The following is an 18,832-nucleotide window of genomic DNA, read 5'->3' on the forward strand; positions in this document are numbered from 1 at the left end:
CCGTCCCTGGCTGTTGTTGAAGCCCGACAAGCACGGTGGCTGATGATGTCGGATCTCGACAAAGCGCACGGCTAGGCTGGGAAGTCGGATCCTGGGTGTGGGAGTGGGCATGGTCAGGTTGGACCGGTTGGTCAACGTGCTCGGCGGGTACGGGCTGCGGTTGTTGCGGTGCCCGGTGCCGCGCTCGACCGAACTGCGCAGTGTGGTGCTGTACGAGCAGACAGCCGGACGCGTCCTGGTGGGCGACGTGCTGCTCGCGGTCGGCGCCTGCTCGGTCGAGGAAGCGGTGCGGTGGGCGAGCATTGTGCGCGCGGCCGTGGTGCTCGTGCGCGACGATGTCGCACCGGCGGCCTCCCCCCTTGGGATGGAACCGCCCGACGACGAGCACCACGTCGCGGTGATCGTCGTAGATCCGGGCGTGTCGTGGAGCGAGGTAGCCGCAGTCGTATACGGGCTGGTGCTCGAAGGCCGGGAAACCGAGTCCGGCCGGGGGCCTACGGACTTGTTCGCGTTGGCCGACAGCCTCGCCGAGGCGATCGGGGGCGCGGTGACGATCGAAGACCGGCTCGCGCGGGTGCTGGCCTACTCCAGACTTCAGCAGCACGCCGACCGGGCACGGGCCGAGACGATCCTCGAACGCCAGGTACCGGAACCCCTACGGGCGGTGTTCGCCGCGCGCGGGGTGAGCACGCACCTTGAGTCATCAGACGAGCCGCTGTTCGTGGCCGAGGACCCTGACCACGGCCTCGCCGGACGCATGGTGGTGGCCGTGCGCGCGGGCCGGGAGTTGCTCGGATCGGTGTGGGTGACGTGCCCCCAGCCCCTGGACGGGGCACGGCGCCGGGCCTTGACCGACGGCGCCCGCACGGTGTCACTGCACCTGCTGCGGTCCCGGGCCAGCGCGGATCTCGAACGCCAGGTTGAGACCGATCTGGTCATGCAGCTGCTTGAGGGCACAGCGGACGCAGCCATGGTGGTGAGCAGGCTCGGCCTGCCACAGGGACCGATGCACGTCATCGCCTCCCGCGCCCACATCGCCCAGCAGGAGCGGCACGCGGCGTTGCTGCTGTCCTTCGACCGGGCGACCACTGGCTTCGGGTGGTCACGTCCCGGACGCAGCGCGGTGGCCGACAACACCCTCTACACGGTGCTTCCTGGGGACGACGTAGCCGCGGCGCGGTCCTGGATCACATCGCTGCAGGCCGCACTGCCGACTCACCTGACGCTCCTGGCCGGCATCAGCGCACCGGCGACGCCAGAGGACCTTCCCGCGGCACGTCAGGAAGCCGACGAGTGTCTGGCTCTACACGAAACCCGCCCCTCAAGCAGCGTCCCACCCGCCTATGAGGAGTCGTGGGACGACATCCTGCTCCAACGCCTTCGCGCAGCCGCACGATCAGCACGCGCACCGGTTCGGGGGCCAGTGACTGAGCTGCGGCGGCACGACGCCGAGCACGGGACCCAGTACCTGGCGACACTGCGAGCCTGGTTGCAGGCCCAAGGAGATCCCTCAGAAGCAGGCCGACAACTCGGTGTCCACGAGAACACCATCCGCTACCGGCTGCGCAAGATGACCGAGCTCACCGCCCTGAACCTGCAAGACGGCAACAAGCGCTTCGCGATGATGATCGAGGTCGCCGCCTTCGACGATCCACGCCCCGCCACGGCCACAGACATCATCGGGTAGAAACTCTGGCCACCGCCGCCGCGCTCGAAAGTGCACGCCGCTACCGCTCTGAAACCGAACGACTCCGTCGTCCGCACCCCTTGTTGTCCCCTGTTTCATCCGCTCGCCTACCGGGGACCATTCCTGCTACCCGGGCTTGCGGAAGCACGGGACCTCGCAGCCAGTCCGAGAGCACGGATTTCCTGGAAAATCGACCTGATCAACACGAGGCTTGGCTTGATGACGCCTCCCAGTTTCCCACCCGAGAGGTTCAACCAGCCTGCCGCCAACGGGCAGATTCTGGCGCTGCTCCCACAAATGTTTCACACTCGATCCAACCAGAGCCCATTCCTCGCTTCTGGGGCGAAATCGTGAGGGCACCCAGCACGACGTCCTCGGGGCTGCCCATCGGCATCCCGAGCGCGAGCACCCTGCTCGCGCCCATCTGACGCATCGACTGACTCGCCCAGGCAGCCACCCGCCTGGGGTGTCTCGATGAGGTCAAAAACAGGCACCAATTAACCCCCGGATAATTCAACGTCAGTTCTGCTGACCGGAGGACAGAAGTGTCCACCGGCGGACAGAAATGTCGAGCAGCGGAAGGGAGTGGACAACGTCACAACAGGCAGAACTGGGAGTTTTCTCAAGGCGTGGCAACGAGGTAGGATCCGGCCGGAAAGTTCACGTCCCACTGCACGGACACGCTGCCGTGGCGCCTTCAATATTGGTTACCCAGCCGGTCGTTCGGCCTCTCGTGCCGCAAACGGACCGGCAGCGAAGGCACTTCAGTTACCCAGTAACATAGACCCGCCTGAACAGGTTGTATCGATTCAAGGAGGAATGCCGGAACCTGCGACGGAGGCAGCCTCCGGACAACCAGCGGAAATACCTGAAGAAATAGGACAAAGTGATTAATATCAACCAGAGCGGCATCCCGAGGAATGGCGTGCACGGTGACATCGACGCCTGTCCGCTCTCCGAGTTCGACAATGCCGCCGTAGCGCTTTCCCCTGAGCTGCCGGACCTGGTGCCGACCGGACGCAAGCGTCCGTACACCCCATGTGAGGAGCGATGAAGCCGGAGTTTCTGCACCAGAGCTGCATCTACGGCAGCGATGCGGAGTTCCTCGCGATGGCCGTCCCCTTCGTGCGCGAGGGGCTGCGTCGGGGAGAACCGGTGCTGGTCACCACGACCTCGGCGAACCTGGAGCTGCTCCACGACGTGATGGGCGCCGAGGCCAACAAGATCGACTACGCCGAGTCGGCCTACTTCGGGCGCCGGCCGCCGCAGCGGACCACCGCGATCCACCGCTACTGGTCACGGCACCAGCCGACCACGTCGACCGGTGCGGTGCGCATACTCGCCGAGCCGGTCTGGACCGGCAGGTCCCGCCGCGAAGTGGCCGCGTGGAAGCACATGGAGGCCGCGCTCAACGTGGTGCTGGCCGACACCAGGATCTGGATGATCTGTCCGTACGACACCAGGCTCGTCGGAGCCGACATCATCGAGAACGCCCGCCGCACCCATCCCGAGTGCGTGGTGGGGTGCAGGGCGGAGCCGTCCGCGCAGTTCATGGCACCCGAGGAGTTCACAAGGCCCCGCACGTCACCGCAGCCGATGGAGAACGCCGCCGGCCTCTTCCGCTTCAACGGCGACCTGACCGCGGTGCGGCGGTACGTGCTGAAGAAGGCCGCCGCGCTGCTGTCCGAAGACGCCGCGGCGATGTTCGGCGTCGCCATCGGCGAGGCGATCACGTACATGGTCGACCAGGGCGTCGATCGAGCGGTGGTGTGGGTGCGGCCGGCGGCCGGCCGCGTGGTGTGCACGCTGCGCAGCGACCAGCCACTCGACAACGTCCACCCGTTCGTCGGCTACCGGCCCCCGGACCTGCGTGAGCGGCCCGGCGACGGCCTGTGGCTGACCAACCAGATCTGCGAGTGGCTCGACATCAGCTCCGATGCCTCCGGCTGCACCATCGAGCTGGCCATGCCGGGACGGGGTGCCGAGGAGATTCGCCACACCGAGAGCAACCGCCTGGCGTTCGGCACCTGAGCGTGTCCTGCACGTGGTAACACCACCCCACCACCCCCTGACGCCCCACCCACATGCCCCTCGTTTCGCGTTTTGTCACCTAAATGCGAAATGGGAGCGCTCTTTCGCGCAAGAAGGTGACAAAACGCGAAAACACTGACCACGCCAGCCAGGCGGCGCGCGCACGGGGGCACGGGGGGCACGGGGGCGGCGTGCAAGCTCGGGCATCGGGACGGCTTGCAGGACGGGCGTTAGTCCGGCGGGTTCGCGGTCCACTCGCTCAGCAGCGTGCGCCACGTGCCGACACCGGTACCGCGCGTCGCGGACAGCTGGATCACCTGAGCTCGCGGGTTCACCTTGCCCAGGCACCGGACAAATGTGTCCACGTCGAAGTCCAGGTGGGGCAGCAGGTCGATCTTGTTGAGCAGCACCACGTCCGCGCTGCCGAACATGTGCGGGTACTTCAGCGGTTTGTCCGCGCCCTCGGTGACCGACATGATCACCACCCGGCGCTGCTCGCCGAGGTCGAACAGCGCCGGACACACCAGGTTGCCGACGTTCTCGACGAACACCACCGACCGTGCGGGCGGGTCGAGGGCGCGCAGCGCCCTGGCGAGCATGTCGGCATCCAGGTGGCAGCCCGCACCGGTGTTCACCTGGACCACCTGGCAGCCGGTCGCGCGGATCCGCTCGGCGTCGAACTCGGTTTCCTGATCACCTTCGACCACCGACACGGCGAGGTCTCCGCTCAGTTCGCGGATCGTGCGCTCCAGCACGGTGGTCTTGCCGGCTCCCGGTGAGCTCATCAGGTTCACCGCGAGGATGCCCTGCTCGGTGAACCACTCCCGGTTGCGTCGCGCGAGCAGGTCGTTGTGGGCCAGCACCCGCTGTTCCAACAGCACCGTCCGGTCCGGCTCGGCGTGCTCGTGTTCCTTCGACGGGCCGATCACCCGCACTCCGGCGTCGTCGGAGCACCCGCAGGTGGCGCACATGCCGTACTCACCTCCACTGACTTGATCCGCAGTTCCCTGCCGGACAGCACGTCGGCGTCGGCACTGCCGCACGCCGGGCACAGCACGATCAGGCCTTCGACGCCGAACTCCTCGGCGCAGTCCCGGCAGCGCGCGCCGCCGGCGGGCTCGTCGACCACCAGCCGGGCGCCCTGCACAGTGGTCCCCTCCGCGACCAGCTCGAAACAGAACCGGACCGAGTCCACCATCACGCCGGACAGCTTGCCGATCTCCAACCGCACGCCGCTGATCCTGGTGTCCCCCATCCGCTCCACGATCGCCTCGACGATCGACTGTGTGATGGACAGCTCGTGCATTCGCCGCTGCCTCAACAGATCCGCGGCAGCGGGTCACCGACCAGCAGGTCGCAGATCCTGGTGCCGCCGAACGCCGTGTTGAGCAGCACCAGCCCGGGCGGGTCGGCCTTGACCCTGCCGATCACCGCCGACTGCGCGCCGAGCGGATGGCGGCGCATGGCCGTCAGCGCCCGGTCCGCCTCCGCACCGTCCACAATGGCCACGAAACGTCCCTCGCACGCCACGTACAGGGGGTCGATGCCGAGCAGCTCCGCGGCTCCGCGCACCTCCGGTCGCACCGGGATCGCGTCCTCGTCGACCACCACGGCCACATCCGCCGTCCTGGCCACCTCGTTCAGGATCGTTGCCACACCGCCTCGGGTGGCGTCCCGCATCGCCCGCACCCCGGTGGTGCAGGCCAGCAGTTCGGCCACCAGACCGTGCACCGGGGCGGTGTCGGAGACCAGGTCGGCCTCGATGTCCAGGTCGCCGCGGGCCAGCATGACCGTGACGCCGTGTTCGCCGATCGGACCGGACACGATCACCGCGTCTCCCGGTCGCACGCCGGACAGGCCGAGCTGTCCCTGGTACTCGATCACGCCGACCCCGGCGGTGTTGATGTAGCAACCGTCACCCTTGCCGCGGTGCACCACCTTCGTGTCGCCGGTCACCACGCAGACACCTGCCGCGTCGGCGGCTGCCCTCATCGATCCGACGATCCTGGTCAGCTCAGCGACCGGCAGGCCTTCCTCCAGGATGAAACCCGCGGTCAGGTACAGCGGTCTGGCGCCGGCAACGGCGAGGTCGTTGACCGTGCCATTGACCGCGAGGTCGCCGATGTCGCCGCCGGGGAAGAACAGCGGGGTGACCACGAACGAGTCGGTGGTCAGCGCCAGCCGGGAACCGCCGACCGCCAGTTCGGCCGCGTCCCCGAGCGGTTCGAGCAGCGGGTTGCGGAACGCCTCCAGGAAGATCGCGTCGATCAGCGTCTGGGTGGCCTTGCCGCCCGCGCCGTGCGCGAGCGTGATCCGGTTCTCCTTGACCTCCGCCCGCCGCCTGCGGACCCGCTCGATGCGGTCCAGGACCCGTTGCTCTCGATCGGAGGGGTTCATCGGGCGCTCGCCCCCCGAACCCGCTCACGGCTGAACCGTCCGAAGTTGTAGTAGGCGGCGCAGGCACCCTCCGGGGAGACCATGCAGGTGCCGATCGGAGTCTCCGGCGTGCACGCGGTGCCGAACACCTTGCACTCCCACGGTTTGAGCACCCCTTTGAGCACCTCGCCGCACTGGCATGCCTTCGGGTCGGCCACGCGCACGCCCGGCAGCTCGTAGCGGTGTTCGGCGTCGAAGTCGGCGTACTTCGCCCTCATCCGCAGCGCGGAGTGGGAGATGAAGCCGAGGCCGCGCCATTCGAAGTACGGGCGCAGCTCCATCACCTCCCCGATGGCCCGCAACGCGGTCGGGTTCCCCTGCCACGGCACCACTCTGGAGTACTGGTTCTCGACCTCGGAGCGCCCTTCCTCGATCTGGCGCATCAGCAGGTAGACCGACTGCAGGATGTCCAGTGGTTCGAACCCGGCCACGACGATCGGTTTTCCGTACTCCCGCGCGATGAACTCGTACGGCTGGCATCCGATCACCGTGGACACGTGACCCGGCCCGATGAAGCCGTCCAGCCGCTGGTCCGGGGAGTCCAGGATCGCCTTGATCGCCGGGATGATCGTGACGTGGTTGCAGAAGACCGAGAAGTTCCCGATGCCCTCCTTCGCGGCCCGCAGCACGGTCACCGCGGTGGACGGGGCGGTGGTCTCGAACCCGATCGCCATGAACACGACCTGCTGGTCCGGCCGCTGCCGCGCGATCTTGAGCGCGTCCAGCGGCGAGTAGACCATCCGGATGGTGGTGCCCTCGGCGTTGGAGTCGAAGAAGTTCCCGCCGCTGCCGGGCACCCGCATCATGTCCCCGAAGGAGGTCATCACCACCCCGGGCCCGCGGGCGATGTGGATCGCGTCGTCGATGCGCCCCATCGGGATCACGCACACCGGGCAACCGGGACCGTGCACCAGGGTGATGTTCTCGGGCAGGTAGTCCTCGATGCCGTGCTTGTAGATGGTGTGCGTGTGACCGCCGCACACCTCCATGAACTTGTACTCGCGACCCGGCTCGCACAGGTCGGCGATCATGGCCGACAGCGCCTTGGCCTTGTCGGCGTCGCGGTACTCGTCGACGAAACGCATGTCGCGCACCTTCTGGTCGATGTGCCTTCTGGTCGATGTGCCCTTTAGTCGATGTGCCCCTTAGTCGATGTGGGAGTCCCGCAGGGCGGCCATCTCGTCCTGGTACGCCTTGCCGATGTCTTCGAGGAACTCCAGCGCCGCCCTCGCCTCCGACTCGTCGATCTTGGACAGCGCGAAGCCGACGTGGATGAGCACCCAGTCGCCGGGGCGCACGTCCTCCTCGACGAGCAGCCCGATGTTGATCGCGCGCCGCACCCCGCTCACGTCGACCTTCGCCAGGTCCGGCCGGTCGGCGAGGATCTCGACGACCTCCCCCGGTATGCCGAGGCACATGTCGGTGCTCCTCTCACCCGCCGTGGTCCGCGATGAGCCCGGCCACCGCGCCCACCGCGGTGTCGACGGCCCGCTCGACCTCCGGGCTCAGGCCCATCCGGTGGTCGAGCACCGAGGGCTCGCAGCCGACCAGCAGCACCCTTCGCGGCTTGTTCCCCAGCAGCCCCACCAGGTTCAGCACGACGTCGGGCTGCATGCCGTGCGCGTCGAGACACGGCTTGGCCGTGCTCGCCGAGGTGTCCAGCTCGACCACGTAGACGGTGCCGGCCTCGTCGCCCCGCATCGTCGCGTCAACCATGATCGTCAGCTCGTGGCCTGCGGCGGCCAGGTCGTAGGCCAGGTGCATGCCGCGGACGCCGTAGTCGACCACCCGCACCCACGGTGGCAGTTCCACATCGGAGAGTCGGCGGACGACCTCGACACCGAACCCGTCGTCACCGAGGAAGACGTTGCCGATCCCGGCGACCAGCACCCGCGCGGTCACAGCGGGTCGACCTCCTCCGGGCCGAAGTAGCGGTAGTGCCCGCACTCGGCGCGCAGGTCCGCGCCGGGGTCGTCCTCAAGGGTGACCGCGAGGTGCCGGCCCCCGTCGACGTCGAGCAGCACCTTCCGCACGACCGCGGTGCGCCCGGCCAGGAACGTGTCGTACGCGTCGGCTCGGCGGACGGGCCGCAGCCGCACCCTGGACCCGCTGGTCACCGGCACGCCGCCGACCAGAACGCTGTCGGGGTCCAGGTGGCGCACCGTGCCGTGCAGGCGCGCGAGCGACTCCGGCGGCAGGCTGTCCACCCGGTCGAGCAGCTCGGCGGCCCTGGGATCGGTGGCCCGCGCCTGTCTCTTCTCCTCGTCGGTCAAGGTCATCGTGCGCAAGACGAGGAGCTCGTCGATCTCCGTGCCGTCGAACATGTCGCCAGGGCTCTGCTCGGCGATCGACGGGTGGTCGTACAGGATGATCGGAGCGCAGAGCACGGTGTCGCGCCGGCTGGGTTCCCCCACCAGCACGGGCCAGGTCCGCTCGTTGCGGCATCCCGCTGCCGCGGCCGAGGCCCACTCGGGTGGGGCGAGCAGTGACAGGAAGCCACCCGCCGACACCCCGAGCAGCGTGTGAGTCGCGATCAACGCGTGCCTCAGTGCATCGTCTCTGCCGGCGCCCGGCTGCTCCCACCGCGAGGTGTTGCGCACCCGGAGTTGTAGTTGCACCGCGCCGAACGGCCCTGGCAGCGGGTCGGCGCGCAGCCGCAGTTCGCCGCGCAGAGGTCGAAGCGTGCGCACCAGCCGGGCACCGCGTCCGTCGGGAATGGTGTCGACCTGCCTGCCCCCGTCCACGTGGAACGGGACGCTGGTGTCGCCACCGATCAGGTCGGCAAGGCACAGCACCGCGTCGACCTCGCGCTCCACCGCCTCGTCCCACGTCACGTGTTCGCTGCCCGCGACGGTCACCGATGGCACCGGGCGATAGCCCGTGCCGTCGGGGATCTCGACCACTCGCGACTGAAGGTGCAGGAACCTCAGCCGCACGTGCAGCGTTGCGCCGCTGCCCGGCACCACGAGCAGTTCTGCCTGCGAGTCCGGGTGCTCTCCGGTGTCGGTGAACGACGGCGGCATCAGCACACCCCACTGCCAGCGCACCTTGTTCTTGGCGGCTGACGCGCGGTAGGGGTACAGCAGGTACCCCTCGTAGAGCACGGCGTCGGCGATCGCTCTGGCCTGGTCCATCGCACTCGTCACAGCGCCACCGGAGGCTCGCCCAGCGCGGTGAGCGTGAGCTCCCACAGCACGTGGTAGAGCGTGGTCTGTGTCTCCTGGATCCGGTGCACCGACGACGACGGCACCACGAACAGGTGGTCGATGCTCTCCAGCTCGGCCATCCTGCCCCCGTCGGAGCCGGCGAAGCCGACGGTGAGCAGGCCGCGCCGGCTCGCCTCGTCGAAGGCGGGCGCCAGGTTCGCCGAGCTCCCGCTGGTCGACAGCCCGACCGCGATGTCGCCTCGGCGCCCGAAGGCGGAGACCTGCCGCGAGAACACCGCGTCGAACCCGATGTCGTTGCTCAGCGCGGTGATCACGGCGATGTCGTTGGTCAGCCCGAAGGCGGGCAGCGGACGTGCCCCGCCTGCCGGGCTGAGGAAGAGGCTGGCCAGGTCCTGCGCGTCGGTCGAGCTGCCGCCGTTGCCGAAGGCCAGCAGCCTGCCCGAGCGGGAGAACCGCTCGGCCATCGCCTCGGCGCAGTCCACCAGGCGTTGCCGGTCCCGCTCGAAAACCTCTTCGCGCAACCGGATCGCCGCACGCACTTTGTCCACAGTGGATTCACGGACCTGCGCCATCAGGGTGTCCACATCGGACGTACCGCGGTACAGGAACGGGTACAGCGACTGAACGTCGCCAGCAGGCGAGGACGAACCGCCTCCGCCGGTCACATGGCACCGCCAGGGAGCACAGCGATGGCTTCCCCCGCGTGCACCAGCACCGTGTCGCCCGCCCGCACGGTCACGAGCGCGACACTCACCTCTTGTTCGTCGTCGGCACCGGTGCGCACGATCGCCAGGTCGTCATCGAGAAGACGCAGCACCGCGGCCGGTGTGGCGACATCAGAACAGGTCACGCAGACCTCGTCGTCGGGGCATCCCGGCATGTCCGCGGTCACTCCGTGCCCGGCCGATCGAGGAACACGTGCACCAGCTCCCACAGCACGTGGTACATCGTGACGTGGACCTCCTTGACCACACGCGGATCGAGGGACCGGGCCACCAGCAGGTGGTCGGCCACCCCGCTTGCGGAGATCACCCCGCCGGAACCGCCGACCAGCGCCACGGTGAGCATGCCGAGTTCCTTGGCCAGTTCGAGAGCGCGCAGGACGTTCTGGCACTGTCCGTCGGTGGACAGCCCCAGGGCGATGTCGGCCGGCTCGGCCAGGCAACGGATCTGGTGGGCGAAGGTCTCGGCGAACCCGGCGCTGTTGGCGATGCCGGTGAGCGTGGCGACGTCCGAGGTCAGCGAGATGGCGGGCAGGGCGCGCTTGCCGACGACGACCGGGTGGACGAACTCCACCGCGACGTGCTGCGCGTCCGTGCTCGGGCCACCGTTGCCGAAGACGACGAGCTTGCCACCGCGGTGGAACCGCCCGGCCATCGAGCGGCAGGTCCGCGCCACGTCCTCGGCCTGTGCGGCGAGGTCGGCCAATGGCCGGGTGCGACGATGTGACAATTCGTCGACAAGATCTGCACCGTTGGAAAGCAACGCTTTCGTCACGAACCCTCTTCATGCGTCGGGAGCGGATTCCGCTTGACTACGCCAGTTGTCTACGTCAAAACCGTCTCGCCGCGCAAGTGGACATTTCTGTCCGCCGGCGCCACTACCTCGGCGAACACTTTCGGCCCGCCCCCGAACGCTCACTGACCCCATCGGTTCAGGCAGTCGGCTGGTGCGTTATTCGGCTCAACTCCGTAGTTCGACCGCACCAAGCTGGTGTTCGCCGGTCAGTGGAGCCGCACGTCCCCGAATCGTTCCTGGACCCGGCGCAGCTCACGCAGTCGGGGCTCGGTCTCCCCACCGACCCACCGGCTCACCGTCTTCACCGACACGCCCAGTTGCCTGGCGGCGGCTTCTCTGGTGATCCCCTCCCGGCGCAACGCCTCCGCCATCCACTCGGCGAAGCTCGGCACTGCTGCCGCGGGCTCCGCTGCCTGGGGCGCCACCGATCGGGGCGGGAGCGATCCGTCCGGTTGCCCGCCAACCGGGTGGCGGTGCTCGACCACCGTGGGAAGTACGTCGAGCTCGACGCGGTCGGGATACCTCCGGCACGAGACCTGGATCTTCCCGGCCGGACCGGCCGCTTCCAGCAGAACGCGCAGGATCGTCCGGTGCACCTCGCGGTTGTCCGCCTCGGTGAGCGGCGCCTCCGCCAGGCAGTGACGGACGAAGTCCTGGACCCCCGGAACGGCGGAAGGCCGGGCCGAGAACACTTTCGTGAGCACCACGACCGGGAGTATCTCGATCGATTCCCCGTACTGCCGGACGATCGATTCAGCCACTCCAACCCGTCCCTTCCAGTGGTCTTACTCGTACCTCTCCAGTCAGCTTTTCGCCGACGGCGACACGGCGGACAGTTATGTTCGACGAGTCAATAATTCGCATTGTCCAGTCCGCGGACAGTTCAGTCTTGCCCCCACTGCCGGACAGGTCTAGCGTTGCGTCGCCCAGACTGCCCCGAGGTGGGAACTCACACGAAGTTCCTGTTCCTCCAGGGAATTTCCACCAGCGGGCCGCGCACATCGCTTCCGGCGGCGAACCGCCTATTTCGCATGTGGCCGGAACGGCCGCAGGGAGGTGTTCGGAGATGACCAGGGCCGACCAGCCCAGCACCGGCCCGCCGGTCGGACCCGACCCCGTTGTGCACATCTTGTGGATGAACGGCGGGCTCGGTTGCGACGGAGACTCGGTGGCCTTGACCGCGGCGACCCAGCCCAGCATCGAGGAGATCGTCCTCGGCGGCCTTCCCGGGCTGCCCAGGGTCGCCATGCACTGGCCGCTGCTCGATTTCGAGTCCGGCCCCGACGGGGGCCCTGACAGCTTCATCGAGTGGTGGCACCGGGCCGACCGCGGTGAGCTGGACCCCTTCATCCTGGTGGTCGAGGGCTCCGTGCCCGACGAGACGATCAAGTCCGAGGGCTACTGGTGCGGGTTCGGCAACGACCCGGCCACCAACCAGCCCATCACCACCAGCGAATGGCTCGACCGGCTGGCGCCCAAGGCCATGGCCCTCCTGGCCGTCGGCACCTGCGCCGCGTACGGGGGCGTCCACGCCATGGCGGGCAACCCCACCGGCGCCATGGGCGTGCCCGACTACCTCGGCTGGGACTGGAAGTCCAAGGCCGGCATCCCCATCGTGTGCGTGCCCGGCTGTCCCGTGCAGCCCGACAACCTCTCGGAGACCATCCTGCACCTGCTCTACCAGGCCGCCGGTCGGGCACCGGTGATCGACCTCGACGAGGCCCTGCGCCCCAAGTGGTTGTTCGAGACCACCGTCCACGAAGGGTGCGACCGGGCCGGGTACTACGAACAGGACGAGTACGCCGAGGAACACGGTTCCCCCAAGTGCCTGGTCAAACTGGGGTGCTGGGGCCAGGTGGTCAAGTGCAACGTGCCCAAGCGCGGCTGGATCAACGGCGTCGGCGGCTGCCCGAACGTCGGCGGCATCTGCATCGCGTGCACCATGCCGGGATTCCCCGACAAGTTCATGCCCTTCATGGAACCTCCTGCCGACGGCGACGCGCCCCCCGCGGCGAGCACCGTGTCCGGCTCCGCGATCCGCATCCTGCGAGACATCAGAACGAAGGCGCTCGACTCCGAACCCGAGGGGCGCCACCGAGGCGCGGAGTCGCGCGCCGGTTCCCCGACCACCTGGTGAGACACGGAAGAGCTGTCACCGATGAGCATTGCCAAGGACACCGGCCTTGTCGAGATGGCATGGGACCCGATCACCCGGATCGTGGGCAGCCTCGGCATCCACACCAAGATCGACTGGGCGCAGCGGCGCGTGGTGGAGTGCTACAGCACCTCGTCGATCTTCCGCGGCTACAGCGTCTTCCTGAAGGGCAAGGACCCGCGCGACGCGCACTTCATCACCAGCCGGATCTGCGGGATCTGCGGCGACAACCACGCCACCTGCTCGGTCTACACCCAGAACATGGCCTACGGCGTGCGGCCGCCGCGCCTCGGCGAGTGGATCATCAACCTCGGTGAGGCCGCCGAGTACATGTTCGACCACAACATCTTCCAGGAGAACCTGGTCGGCGTGGACTACTGCGAGAAGATGGTGCGGGACACCAACCCCGGCGTCCTGGAGCTGGCCAACCGCACCGAGGCGCCGCACGCGGGCGACCACGGGTACCGGACCATCGGCGACATCATGCGCTCGCTCAACCCGCTGGAGGGCGAGTTCTACCGCGAGGCGCTCCAGGTCTCCCGCTACGCCAGGGAGATGTTCTGTCTGATGGAGGGCCGCCACGTGCATCCCTCCACGCTCTACCCCGGCGGGGTCGGCACGGTCGCCACGAGGCAGCTCTTCACCGACTACCTCAGCCGGCTGATGCGGTACGTGGAGTTCATGAAACGGGTCGTGCCCATGCACGACGACCTGTTCGACTTCTTCTACCAGGCACTGCCCGGATACGAGCAGGTCGGTCAGCGGCGGGTGCTGCTGGGGTGCTGGGGAAGCCTGAACGACCCGGAACACTGCGACTTCACCTACCAGAACATGGAGTCCTGGGGACGCAGGATGTTCGTCACCCCCGGTGTAGTGGTCGACGGCAAGCTGGTCACCACCAGCCTGGTGGACATCAACCTCGGCATCAGGATCCTGCTCGGTTCCTCGTTCTACGAGGACTGGGAGGACCAGGAGGTGTTCGTCACCCGGGACCCGCTCGGCAACCCGGTTGACCGGCGGCACCCGTGGAACCAGCACACCATCCCCAGGCCGGCCAAACGCGACTTCGGCGACAAGTACTCGTGGACGATGTCGCCACGATGGTTCGACGGCAAGGACTTCCTGCCGCTGGACTCCGGCGGCGGCCCGCTCGCGCGGCTGTGGACGACCGCGTTGGCCGGACTGGTGGACACCGACTACGTCAAGGCCACCGGGCACAGCGTGCGCATCAACCTGCCGCGCACGATGACCAAGCCCGAGGTGTCGTTCGAGTGGAAGATTCCACAGTGGAGCAACGCCATCGAGCGCAACCGGGCCCGCACCTACTTCCAGGCGTACGCGGCCGGCCTCGCGCTGCACTTCTCGGAGCGGGCGCTGGCCGAGGTCCGCAGCGGGAACACCAAGACCTGGTCACGGTTCGAGGTGCCTGACGAGGCTTTCAGCTGCGGGTTCACCGAGGCGGTGCGCGGCGGGCTCTCGCACCACATGGTGATCAAGGGCGGCAAGATAGCCAACTACCAGCCTTATCCCCCGACGCCGTGGAACGCCAGCGTGCGGGACCCCTACGGCACTCCGGGCCCGTTCGAGGACGCGGTGCAGAACACGCCCATCTTCGAGGAGAACAGCAGGGAGAACTTCAAGGGCATCGACATCATGCGGGCGGTGCGCAGCTTCGACCCGTGCATGCCCTGCGGCGTTCACATGTCCATCGGCGCCGGCAAGACCTTGACCAGGATGCACACCCCCCACGCGTTCAGCGGTGAGCACTGAACCGGCTCCGTGATCCGAGGAATGAGCCATGACGCGCAACGTAGGCACCGTCGGCGACCGCATCGAGGAGCTCCTCAAGAGCTTGCTGTCCGGGGCAGACCGGCGGCAAGCCGAGGAGCTCGTCCGGCTGCTGATGGAGCTGTACGGCGAAGGACTCGCGCGCGTCCTCGCGATCCTGCGCGAGCACGATCCGGCGCTGATCGACCGGGTCGCTCATGACGAGGTGCTGGAGGACCTGCTGTTGCTCCACGACCTGCACCCGCTTGACGTGGACGCCAGGATTCGGCGGGGGTTGGACGGGGTCCGTCCTCGTCTTGGCGCGCACGCGGGCAGGATCGAGTACCTCGGCGTCGACGCCGACGGGGTGGTGCGGCTCCGGCTCGACGGCAACCGCGGCGGCTGCCCGTCCGCCGCGCTCACGGCCAGGAAGACGATCGAGCGGGCCGTCCGGGACGCGGCTCCGGAGACCTCGGGGGTCGAGATCACCGGAGGCAGCACCGACCTGCTCCAGATCCGCATGGGGCCGCCGCCCGGCTGGCGGCCCGGATCCGGTTCGGCCGGGTGGAGCGAGGCCTCATGAGTGCCCGCACCGGTTTGCGGCGCTTTGTCGGACGGCCAGGCTCCCTGCCGGAGCACCGCTCCGCGCGGACGGAGCAGTGCGAGATGTGCGGGACGCCGGTCGCGTCGGGGCACGGTCATGTGGTCGACACCGGGCACCGAAGCTTGATGTGTTCCTGCCGTGCCTGCTTCCTGCTGTTCACGCAGGACACCGCCCACCGCTCTCGGTATCGCTCGGTGCCCGAGCGCTACCTGTGGGACCCTGAGCGGCCGGTCACCGGCGCCGAGTGGGAAGGGCTGGGAATCCCCGTGGGTTCCGCGTTCCTTCTGCGTGGCGACACCGGCGTCACCGCGTTCTACCCGAGTCCGGCGGGCGCCACCGAACACCAGCTCGACCCCGGCGCCTGGGCCGAGCTCGCCGCCGGCCACCCCCTGTTGGCGGTGGCCGAGCTCGACGTCGAGGCGATCCTGTTCCGCAGCGCCGAGCGCCGTGTGGACTGCTTCTTGGTGCCCATCGACGTGTGCTACCGGCTGGTCGGGACGGTTCGGCTGCACTGGACGGGCCTCGACGGCGGCCACCAGGTGCGCGAACACATCGACGAGCTGTTCGCGGAGATCAGGGACAAGGCACGGCCGCTGATCACGAAGGCGCGATGATGAACCGACTCCGCTTCGACTGTGTCGACGCACGGGCCAACCGGTACGCGGCGGTGCCGGGGCTGACGTTGCGGCTGCGGATCACCGAGACCACCGGTCAGCCGGTCGAGGCCATCGCGCTGCGCTGCCAGCTCCGCATCGAGCCGCACCGCAGGCGCTACACGGCCGACGAAGCGCAACGGCTCATCGACCTGTTCGGGGACACCGGCCGCTGGGCGGAAACCTTGAAACCGGTGTCATGGGCGACACTGCCGATCATGGTGCCGGGCTTCACCGGGAGCACGACCGTCGACCTCGACGTGCCGTGCAGCTACGACCTGGAGATCGCTTCGACGAAGTACTTCAACGCCCTTGAGGATGGCGTGATCCCGCTGCTGCTGTTGTTCAGCGGCACGGTGTTCGGCAGTCACGAAGGCCGGCTTCGGGTACAGCAGGTGCCGTGGAGCAACGAGGCGTCCTTCGCGCTTCCGGTGAGCGTGTGGCGGGAGACCGTCGACCTGCACTTCCCCAACAGCGCGTGGCTACGGGTGCGGCGGGACACGATGGACGCCTTGCAGCGCTTCAGGTCCCACCACGCGTTCGCCACCTGGGACGAGACCCTGACCGCGATGCTCGCTTCAGACGGAACAAAGGACACGTGAGCAGAGCCGATCGACACGGGCGTGTTCGCAAGGACCTTCGGGTCGCCGGGGTCGTGCAGGGCGTTGGCTTCCGCCCCTACGTGCGCGAGCTGGCCACCCGGCTGCGACTGTCCGGTCGTGTCGGCAACGACGTCACCGGCGTGTTCATCGAGATCGAGGGCGCACCGGAGGACGTGGAGGAGTTCCTGACCGCCCTGGCACGCGACGCTCCACCGCTGGCACGCGTCGAGCATGTTCAGGTGGTGGAGCGCCCGGCGAGCGGGGTGACCGGATTCGAGATCGCCGCCAGTCATGCCAATGGCGCGCGCAACGCCCTGGTCTCGGCGGACTCCGCCACCTGCGCGGACTGCCTGCGCGAGCTGTTCGACCCGGCCGACCGCCGCTACCGGTACCCGTTCGTCAACTGCACCAACTGCGGTCCGCGGTTCACCATCGTGCGTGACGTGCCGTACGACCGGCCGCTGACCACCATGGCCGGGTTCCCGATGTGCGCGACGTGCCGAGCAGAGTACGAGGACCCCGGCGATCGGCGCTTCCACGCCCAACCCACCTGTTGCCCGGCCTGCGGTCCCCGGCTCGAACTGGACGGCAGCACCGATCCGCTCGCCGATGCCGTCGAACGCCTCGCAGCCGGACAGGTGCTGGCGGTCAAGGGCCTGGGTGGCTTCCACCTCGCCGTGCTGGCCGCCCACCCCAGTGCCGCGGCCACGCTGCGCGCCCGCAAACACCGTGCGGACAAGCCGTTCGCGTTGATGGTCGCCGATCTGGACCAGGCCGCCGCCTTGTGCGAGCTCGACGAGCCGGGTGCACGTGAGCTGACCAGTCATCGCCGACCGATCGTCCTGCTGCCTCGTCGCGCGGACGCACCCGTGGCGCACGCGGTCGCGCCCGGCACCCGGGAGTTGGGCCTGATGCTGCCCTACACCCCGCTCCACCACCTGCTGCTGCGCGACCTGGCGGAGCCGATCGTGCTGACCAGCGCGAACCTGTCTGATGAGCCGATCGCTTACCGGGACGCACGCCCGCTGGCCACCGTCGCCGACGCGGTGCTGACCCACAACCGCCCCATCCACATCCACGCCGACGACTCGGTCGTGCGCGCCGGCAGCGTGCTGCGCCGTTCCAGGGGCCATGCGCCCGAACCGGTTGCACTCGCGCTGCGCTGCCCGCGGCCGGTGCTGGCCTGCGGTGCGGAGCTGAAGAACACCTTCTGCCTGGCCAGGGACGAGTACGCGTTCATGTCACAGCACATCGGCGACCTGGCCAATCACGAGACCTTCACCTCGTTCACCGAGGGCATCGACCACTTCCGCCGGCTGTTCGGGATCACCCCTCAGGTCGTGGCGCACGACCTGCACCCCGACTACCTGTCCACCAAGTACGCCCTCGACCTCACCGGTGTCGATCTGGTCGGCGTGCAACACCACCACGCCCACATCGCGTCCTGCCTGGCCGACAACCGCGAGGCGGGCCCGGTCATCGGAGTCGCGTTCGACGGCACCGGCTACGGGCCGGACGGCACCGTCTGGGGCGGCGAGTTCCTGGTCGCCGACCTGGCGGGCTACCGACGTGTCGGACACCTCCGCCCAGTGCCCATGCCCGGTGGCGCCGCGGCGATCCGGCAACCGTGGCGGATGGCAGCCGCCTACCTGCCCGACCTCGACCTCCCGGTGGCGCGCAGGCACGACAAGCAGTGGGCGACGGTGGTCGCGATGGCCCGCAACGGGGTCAACGCGCCGCTGACCTCCAGCGCCGGCCGGCTGTTCGACGCGGCCGCCGCGCTGCTGGACGTCCGAGACGAGACCAACTACGAGGGGCAGGCCGCGATCGAGCTGGAGCAGCGCGCCGATCCGTCCATAGTGGACCGCTACTCGGCCAGGACCGATGGACTGGTCGTGCACGGCGAGGACCTGCTTCGCGCGCTGGTCGCCGACCGGCGCGCCGGAGTCGATCCCGCGGTGATCGCCGCGCGATTCCACAACGGTGTCGCCGATGCCATCGTGGCCTGCTGCGCGAGCGTGCGCGAAAGCACCGGACTGGCCACGGTCGCGCTGTCCGGCGGCGTGTTCCAGAATGCGCTGCTCCTGCGACGAACCGTCAACGGGTTGCGGCACATCGGGTTCCGCGTCCTCACTCACCGCAGGGTGCCCACCAACGACGGCGGCATCAGCCTCGGTCAGGTCGCCGTCGCCGCCACCTACGACATCTGAGC

General features: G+C 68.5%; 19 protein-coding genes. 8 read left to right on the top strand and 11 right to left on the bottom strand.

All coding sequences use genetic code 11. The features are described from left to right. Nucleotides 1–109: 109 nt before the first annotated feature. Together ACFFQA_RS28135 and ACFFQA_RS28140 are read left to right on the top strand one after the other, a co-directional pair. Nucleotides 110–1,687, top strand: coding sequence for a PucR family transcriptional regulator (locus ACFFQA_RS28135; protein WP_377858676.1), 1,578 nt, complete (start codon nucleotides 110–112; stop codon nucleotides 1,685–1,687). A gap of 1,050 nt (nucleotides 1,688–2,737) precedes the next feature. After that, complete coding sequence (locus ACFFQA_RS28140; protein WP_377858679.1) at nucleotides 2,738–3,718, top strand: anti-sigma factor RsbA family regulatory protein; 981 nt, start codon at nucleotides 2,738–2,740, stop codon at nucleotides 3,716–3,718. A gap of 230 nt (nucleotides 3,719–3,948) precedes the next feature. Here the strand turns inward: ACFFQA_RS28140 and hypB are convergent, their stop codons facing one another. The 11 genes from hypB to ACFFQA_RS28195 form a co-directional block, all read right to left on the bottom strand. Continuing rightward, nucleotides 3,949–4,689 (bottom strand): hydrogenase nickel incorporation protein HypB, encoded by a 741-nt coding sequence (hypB, locus tag ACFFQA_RS28145; protein WP_377858682.1) that lies wholly within the window; start codon nucleotides 4,687–4,689, stop codon nucleotides 3,949–3,951. Further along, nucleotides 4,644–5,024, bottom strand: coding sequence for a hydrogenase maturation nickel metallochaperone HypA (hypA, locus tag ACFFQA_RS28150; protein WP_377858685.1), 381 nt, complete (start codon nucleotides 5,022–5,024; stop codon nucleotides 4,644–4,646). The genes hypB and hypA overlap by 46 nt, the downstream gene beginning before the upstream one ends. 11 nt (nucleotides 5,025–5,035) lie before the next feature. After that, entirely contained in the window at nucleotides 5,036–6,115 is a 1,080-nt protein-coding gene (gene hypE, locus ACFFQA_RS28155; RefSeq protein WP_377858687.1) for a hydrogenase expression/formation protein HypE, read from the bottom strand. Further along, nucleotides 6,112–7,239 carry a hydrogenase formation protein HypD gene (hypD, locus tag ACFFQA_RS28160; RefSeq protein WP_377858690.1) on the bottom strand — a complete coding sequence of 376 codons (1,128 nt, stop codon included), beginning with the start codon at nucleotides 7,237–7,239 and terminating at the stop codon, nucleotides 6,112–6,114. Before hypD ends, hypE begins: the two co-directional genes overlap by 4 nt. Before the next feature lie 60 nt (nucleotides 7,240–7,299). Then, nucleotides 7,300–7,572 carry a HypC/HybG/HupF family hydrogenase formation chaperone gene (locus tag ACFFQA_RS28165; RefSeq protein ID WP_377858693.1) on the bottom strand — a complete coding sequence of 91 codons (273 nt, stop codon included), beginning with the start codon at nucleotides 7,570–7,572 and terminating at the stop codon, nucleotides 7,300–7,302. Between the two features lie 13 nt (nucleotides 7,573–7,585). After that, nucleotides 7,586–8,056: a hydrogenase maturation protease gene (locus tag ACFFQA_RS28170; protein ID WP_377858695.1), complete on the bottom strand. Its 471-nt coding sequence runs from the start codon at nucleotides 8,054–8,056 to the stop codon at nucleotides 7,586–7,588. Continuing rightward, the gene (locus ACFFQA_RS28175) at nucleotides 8,053–9,288 is read right to left on the bottom strand and encodes a hypothetical protein (RefSeq protein ID WP_377858698.1); all 1,236 of its coding nucleotides are present in this window, start codon (nucleotides 9,286–9,288) and stop codon (nucleotides 8,053–8,055) included. The genes ACFFQA_RS28170 and ACFFQA_RS28175 overlap by 4 nt, the downstream gene beginning before the upstream one ends. Nucleotides 9,289–9,296: 8 nt before the next feature. Beyond that, a complete protein-coding gene (locus ACFFQA_RS28180; protein ID WP_377858787.1) occupies nucleotides 9,297–9,893 on the bottom strand; it encodes a D-sedoheptulose-7-phosphate isomerase in 597 nt (198 codons plus the stop codon). A gap of 89 nt (nucleotides 9,894–9,982) precedes the next feature. Continuing rightward, nucleotides 9,983–10,201, bottom strand: a complete 219-nt coding sequence (locus ACFFQA_RS28185) for a HypC/HybG/HupF family hydrogenase formation chaperone (RefSeq protein ID WP_377858789.1) — start codon at nucleotides 10,199–10,201, stop codon at nucleotides 9,983–9,985. Between the two features lie 8 nt (nucleotides 10,202–10,209). Further along, a complete protein-coding gene (locus ACFFQA_RS28190) occupies nucleotides 10,210–10,773 on the bottom strand; it encodes a D-sedoheptulose-7-phosphate isomerase (RefSeq protein WP_377858701.1) in 564 nt (187 codons plus the stop codon). A 272-nt stretch (nucleotides 10,774–11,045) separates the two neighbouring features. Further along, nucleotides 11,046–11,546, bottom strand: a complete 501-nt coding sequence (locus tag ACFFQA_RS28195; protein ID WP_377858704.1) for a helix-turn-helix domain-containing protein — start codon at nucleotides 11,544–11,546, stop codon at nucleotides 11,046–11,048. Between the two features lie 359 nt (nucleotides 11,547–11,905). Between ACFFQA_RS28195 and ACFFQA_RS28200 the strand changes: the two genes are divergently transcribed. The 6 genes from ACFFQA_RS28200 (at nucleotide 11,906) to hypF (ending at nucleotide 18,830) form a co-directional block, all read left to right on the top strand. After that, nucleotides 11,906–12,976 (top strand): NADH-quinone oxidoreductase subunit B family protein, encoded by a 1,071-nt coding sequence (locus tag ACFFQA_RS28200; RefSeq protein WP_377858707.1) that lies wholly within the window; start codon nucleotides 11,906–11,908, stop codon nucleotides 12,974–12,976. A gap of 21 nt (nucleotides 12,977–12,997) precedes the next feature. After that, nucleotides 12,998–14,764 carry a nickel-dependent hydrogenase large subunit gene (locus ACFFQA_RS28205; protein WP_377858710.1) on the top strand — a complete coding sequence of 589 codons (1,767 nt, stop codon included), beginning with the start codon at nucleotides 12,998–13,000 and terminating at the stop codon, nucleotides 14,762–14,764. 28 nt (nucleotides 14,765–14,792) lie between these two features. After that, entirely contained in the window at nucleotides 14,793–15,344 is a 552-nt protein-coding gene (locus ACFFQA_RS28210; protein WP_377858713.1) for a NifU-related iron-sulfur-binding protein, read from the top strand. Nucleotides 15,345–15,427: 83 nt separating this feature from the next. Continuing rightward, entirely contained in the window at nucleotides 15,428–15,979 is a 552-nt protein-coding gene (locus ACFFQA_RS28215; RefSeq protein WP_377858792.1) for a DUF5947 family protein, read from the top strand. Continuing rightward, nucleotides 15,979–16,620, top strand: coding sequence for a DUF6084 family protein (locus ACFFQA_RS28220; RefSeq protein ID WP_377858716.1), 642 nt, complete (start codon nucleotides 15,979–15,981; stop codon nucleotides 16,618–16,620). The genes ACFFQA_RS28215 and ACFFQA_RS28220 overlap by 1 nt, the downstream gene beginning before the upstream one ends. Then, the gene (gene hypF, locus ACFFQA_RS28225; protein WP_377858719.1) at nucleotides 16,617–18,830 is read left to right on the top strand and encodes a carbamoyltransferase HypF; all 2,214 of its coding nucleotides are present in this window, start codon (nucleotides 16,617–16,619) and stop codon (nucleotides 18,828–18,830) included. Before ACFFQA_RS28220 ends, hypF begins: the two co-directional genes overlap by 4 nt. Nucleotides 18,831–18,832 lie beyond the last annotated feature (2 nt).

The organism is Allokutzneria oryzae, from assembly GCF_042429765.1.
Lineage (GTDB): Bacteria > Actinomycetota > Actinomycetes > Mycobacteriales > Pseudonocardiaceae > Allokutzneria > Allokutzneria oryzae.

What these genes read in the sequence shown, in the direction of transcription:
- ACFFQA_RS28135 (WP_377858676.1), top strand. Translation starts at nt 110, where the DNA reads ATGGTCAGGTTGGACCGGTTGGTCAACGTGCTCGGCGGGTACGGGCTG.
- ACFFQA_RS28140 (WP_377858679.1), top strand. Translation starts at nt 2,738, where the DNA reads ATGAAGCCGGAGTTTCTGCACCAGAGCTGCATCTACGGCAGCGATGCG.
- hypB (WP_377858682.1), bottom strand. Translation starts at nt 4,689, where the DNA reads ATGTGCGCCACCTGCGGGTGCTCCGACGACGCCGGAGTGCGGGTGATC.
- hypA (WP_377858685.1), bottom strand. Translation starts at nt 5,024, where the DNA reads ATGCACGAGCTGTCCATCACACAGTCGATCGTCGAGGCGATCGTGGAG.
- hypE (WP_377858687.1), bottom strand. Translation starts at nt 6,115, where the DNA reads ATGAACCCCTCCGATCGAGAGCAACGGGTCCTGGACCGCATCGAGCGG.
- hypD (WP_377858690.1), bottom strand. Translation starts at nt 7,239, where the DNA reads ATGCGTTTCGTCGACGAGTACCGCGACGCCGACAAGGCCAAGGCGCTG.
- ACFFQA_RS28165 (WP_377858693.1), bottom strand. Translation starts at nt 7,572, where the DNA reads ATGTGCCTCGGCATACCGGGGGAGGTCGTCGAGATCCTCGCCGACCGG.
- ACFFQA_RS28175 (WP_377858698.1), bottom strand. Translation starts at nt 9,288, where the DNA reads ATGGACCAGGCCAGAGCGATCGCCGACGCCGTGCTCTACGAGGGGTAC.
- ACFFQA_RS28180 (WP_377858787.1), bottom strand. Translation starts at nt 9,893, where the DNA reads ATGGCGCAGGTCCGTGAATCCACTGTGGACAAAGTGCGTGCGGCGATC.
- ACFFQA_RS28185 (WP_377858789.1), bottom strand. Translation starts at nt 10,201, where the DNA reads ATGCCGGGATGCCCCGACGACGAGGTCTGCGTGACCTGTTCTGATGTC.
- ACFFQA_RS28200 (WP_377858707.1), top strand. Translation starts at nt 11,906, where the DNA reads ATGACCAGGGCCGACCAGCCCAGCACCGGCCCGCCGGTCGGACCCGAC.
- ACFFQA_RS28205 (WP_377858710.1), top strand. Translation starts at nt 12,998, where the DNA reads ATGAGCATTGCCAAGGACACCGGCCTTGTCGAGATGGCATGGGACCCG.
- ACFFQA_RS28210 (WP_377858713.1), top strand. Translation starts at nt 14,793, where the DNA reads ATGACGCGCAACGTAGGCACCGTCGGCGACCGCATCGAGGAGCTCCTC.
- ACFFQA_RS28215 (WP_377858792.1), top strand. Translation starts at nt 15,428, where the DNA reads ATGTGCGGGACGCCGGTCGCGTCGGGGCACGGTCATGTGGTCGACACC.
- ACFFQA_RS28220 (WP_377858716.1), top strand. Translation starts at nt 15,979, where the DNA reads ATGAACCGACTCCGCTTCGACTGTGTCGACGCACGGGCCAACCGGTAC.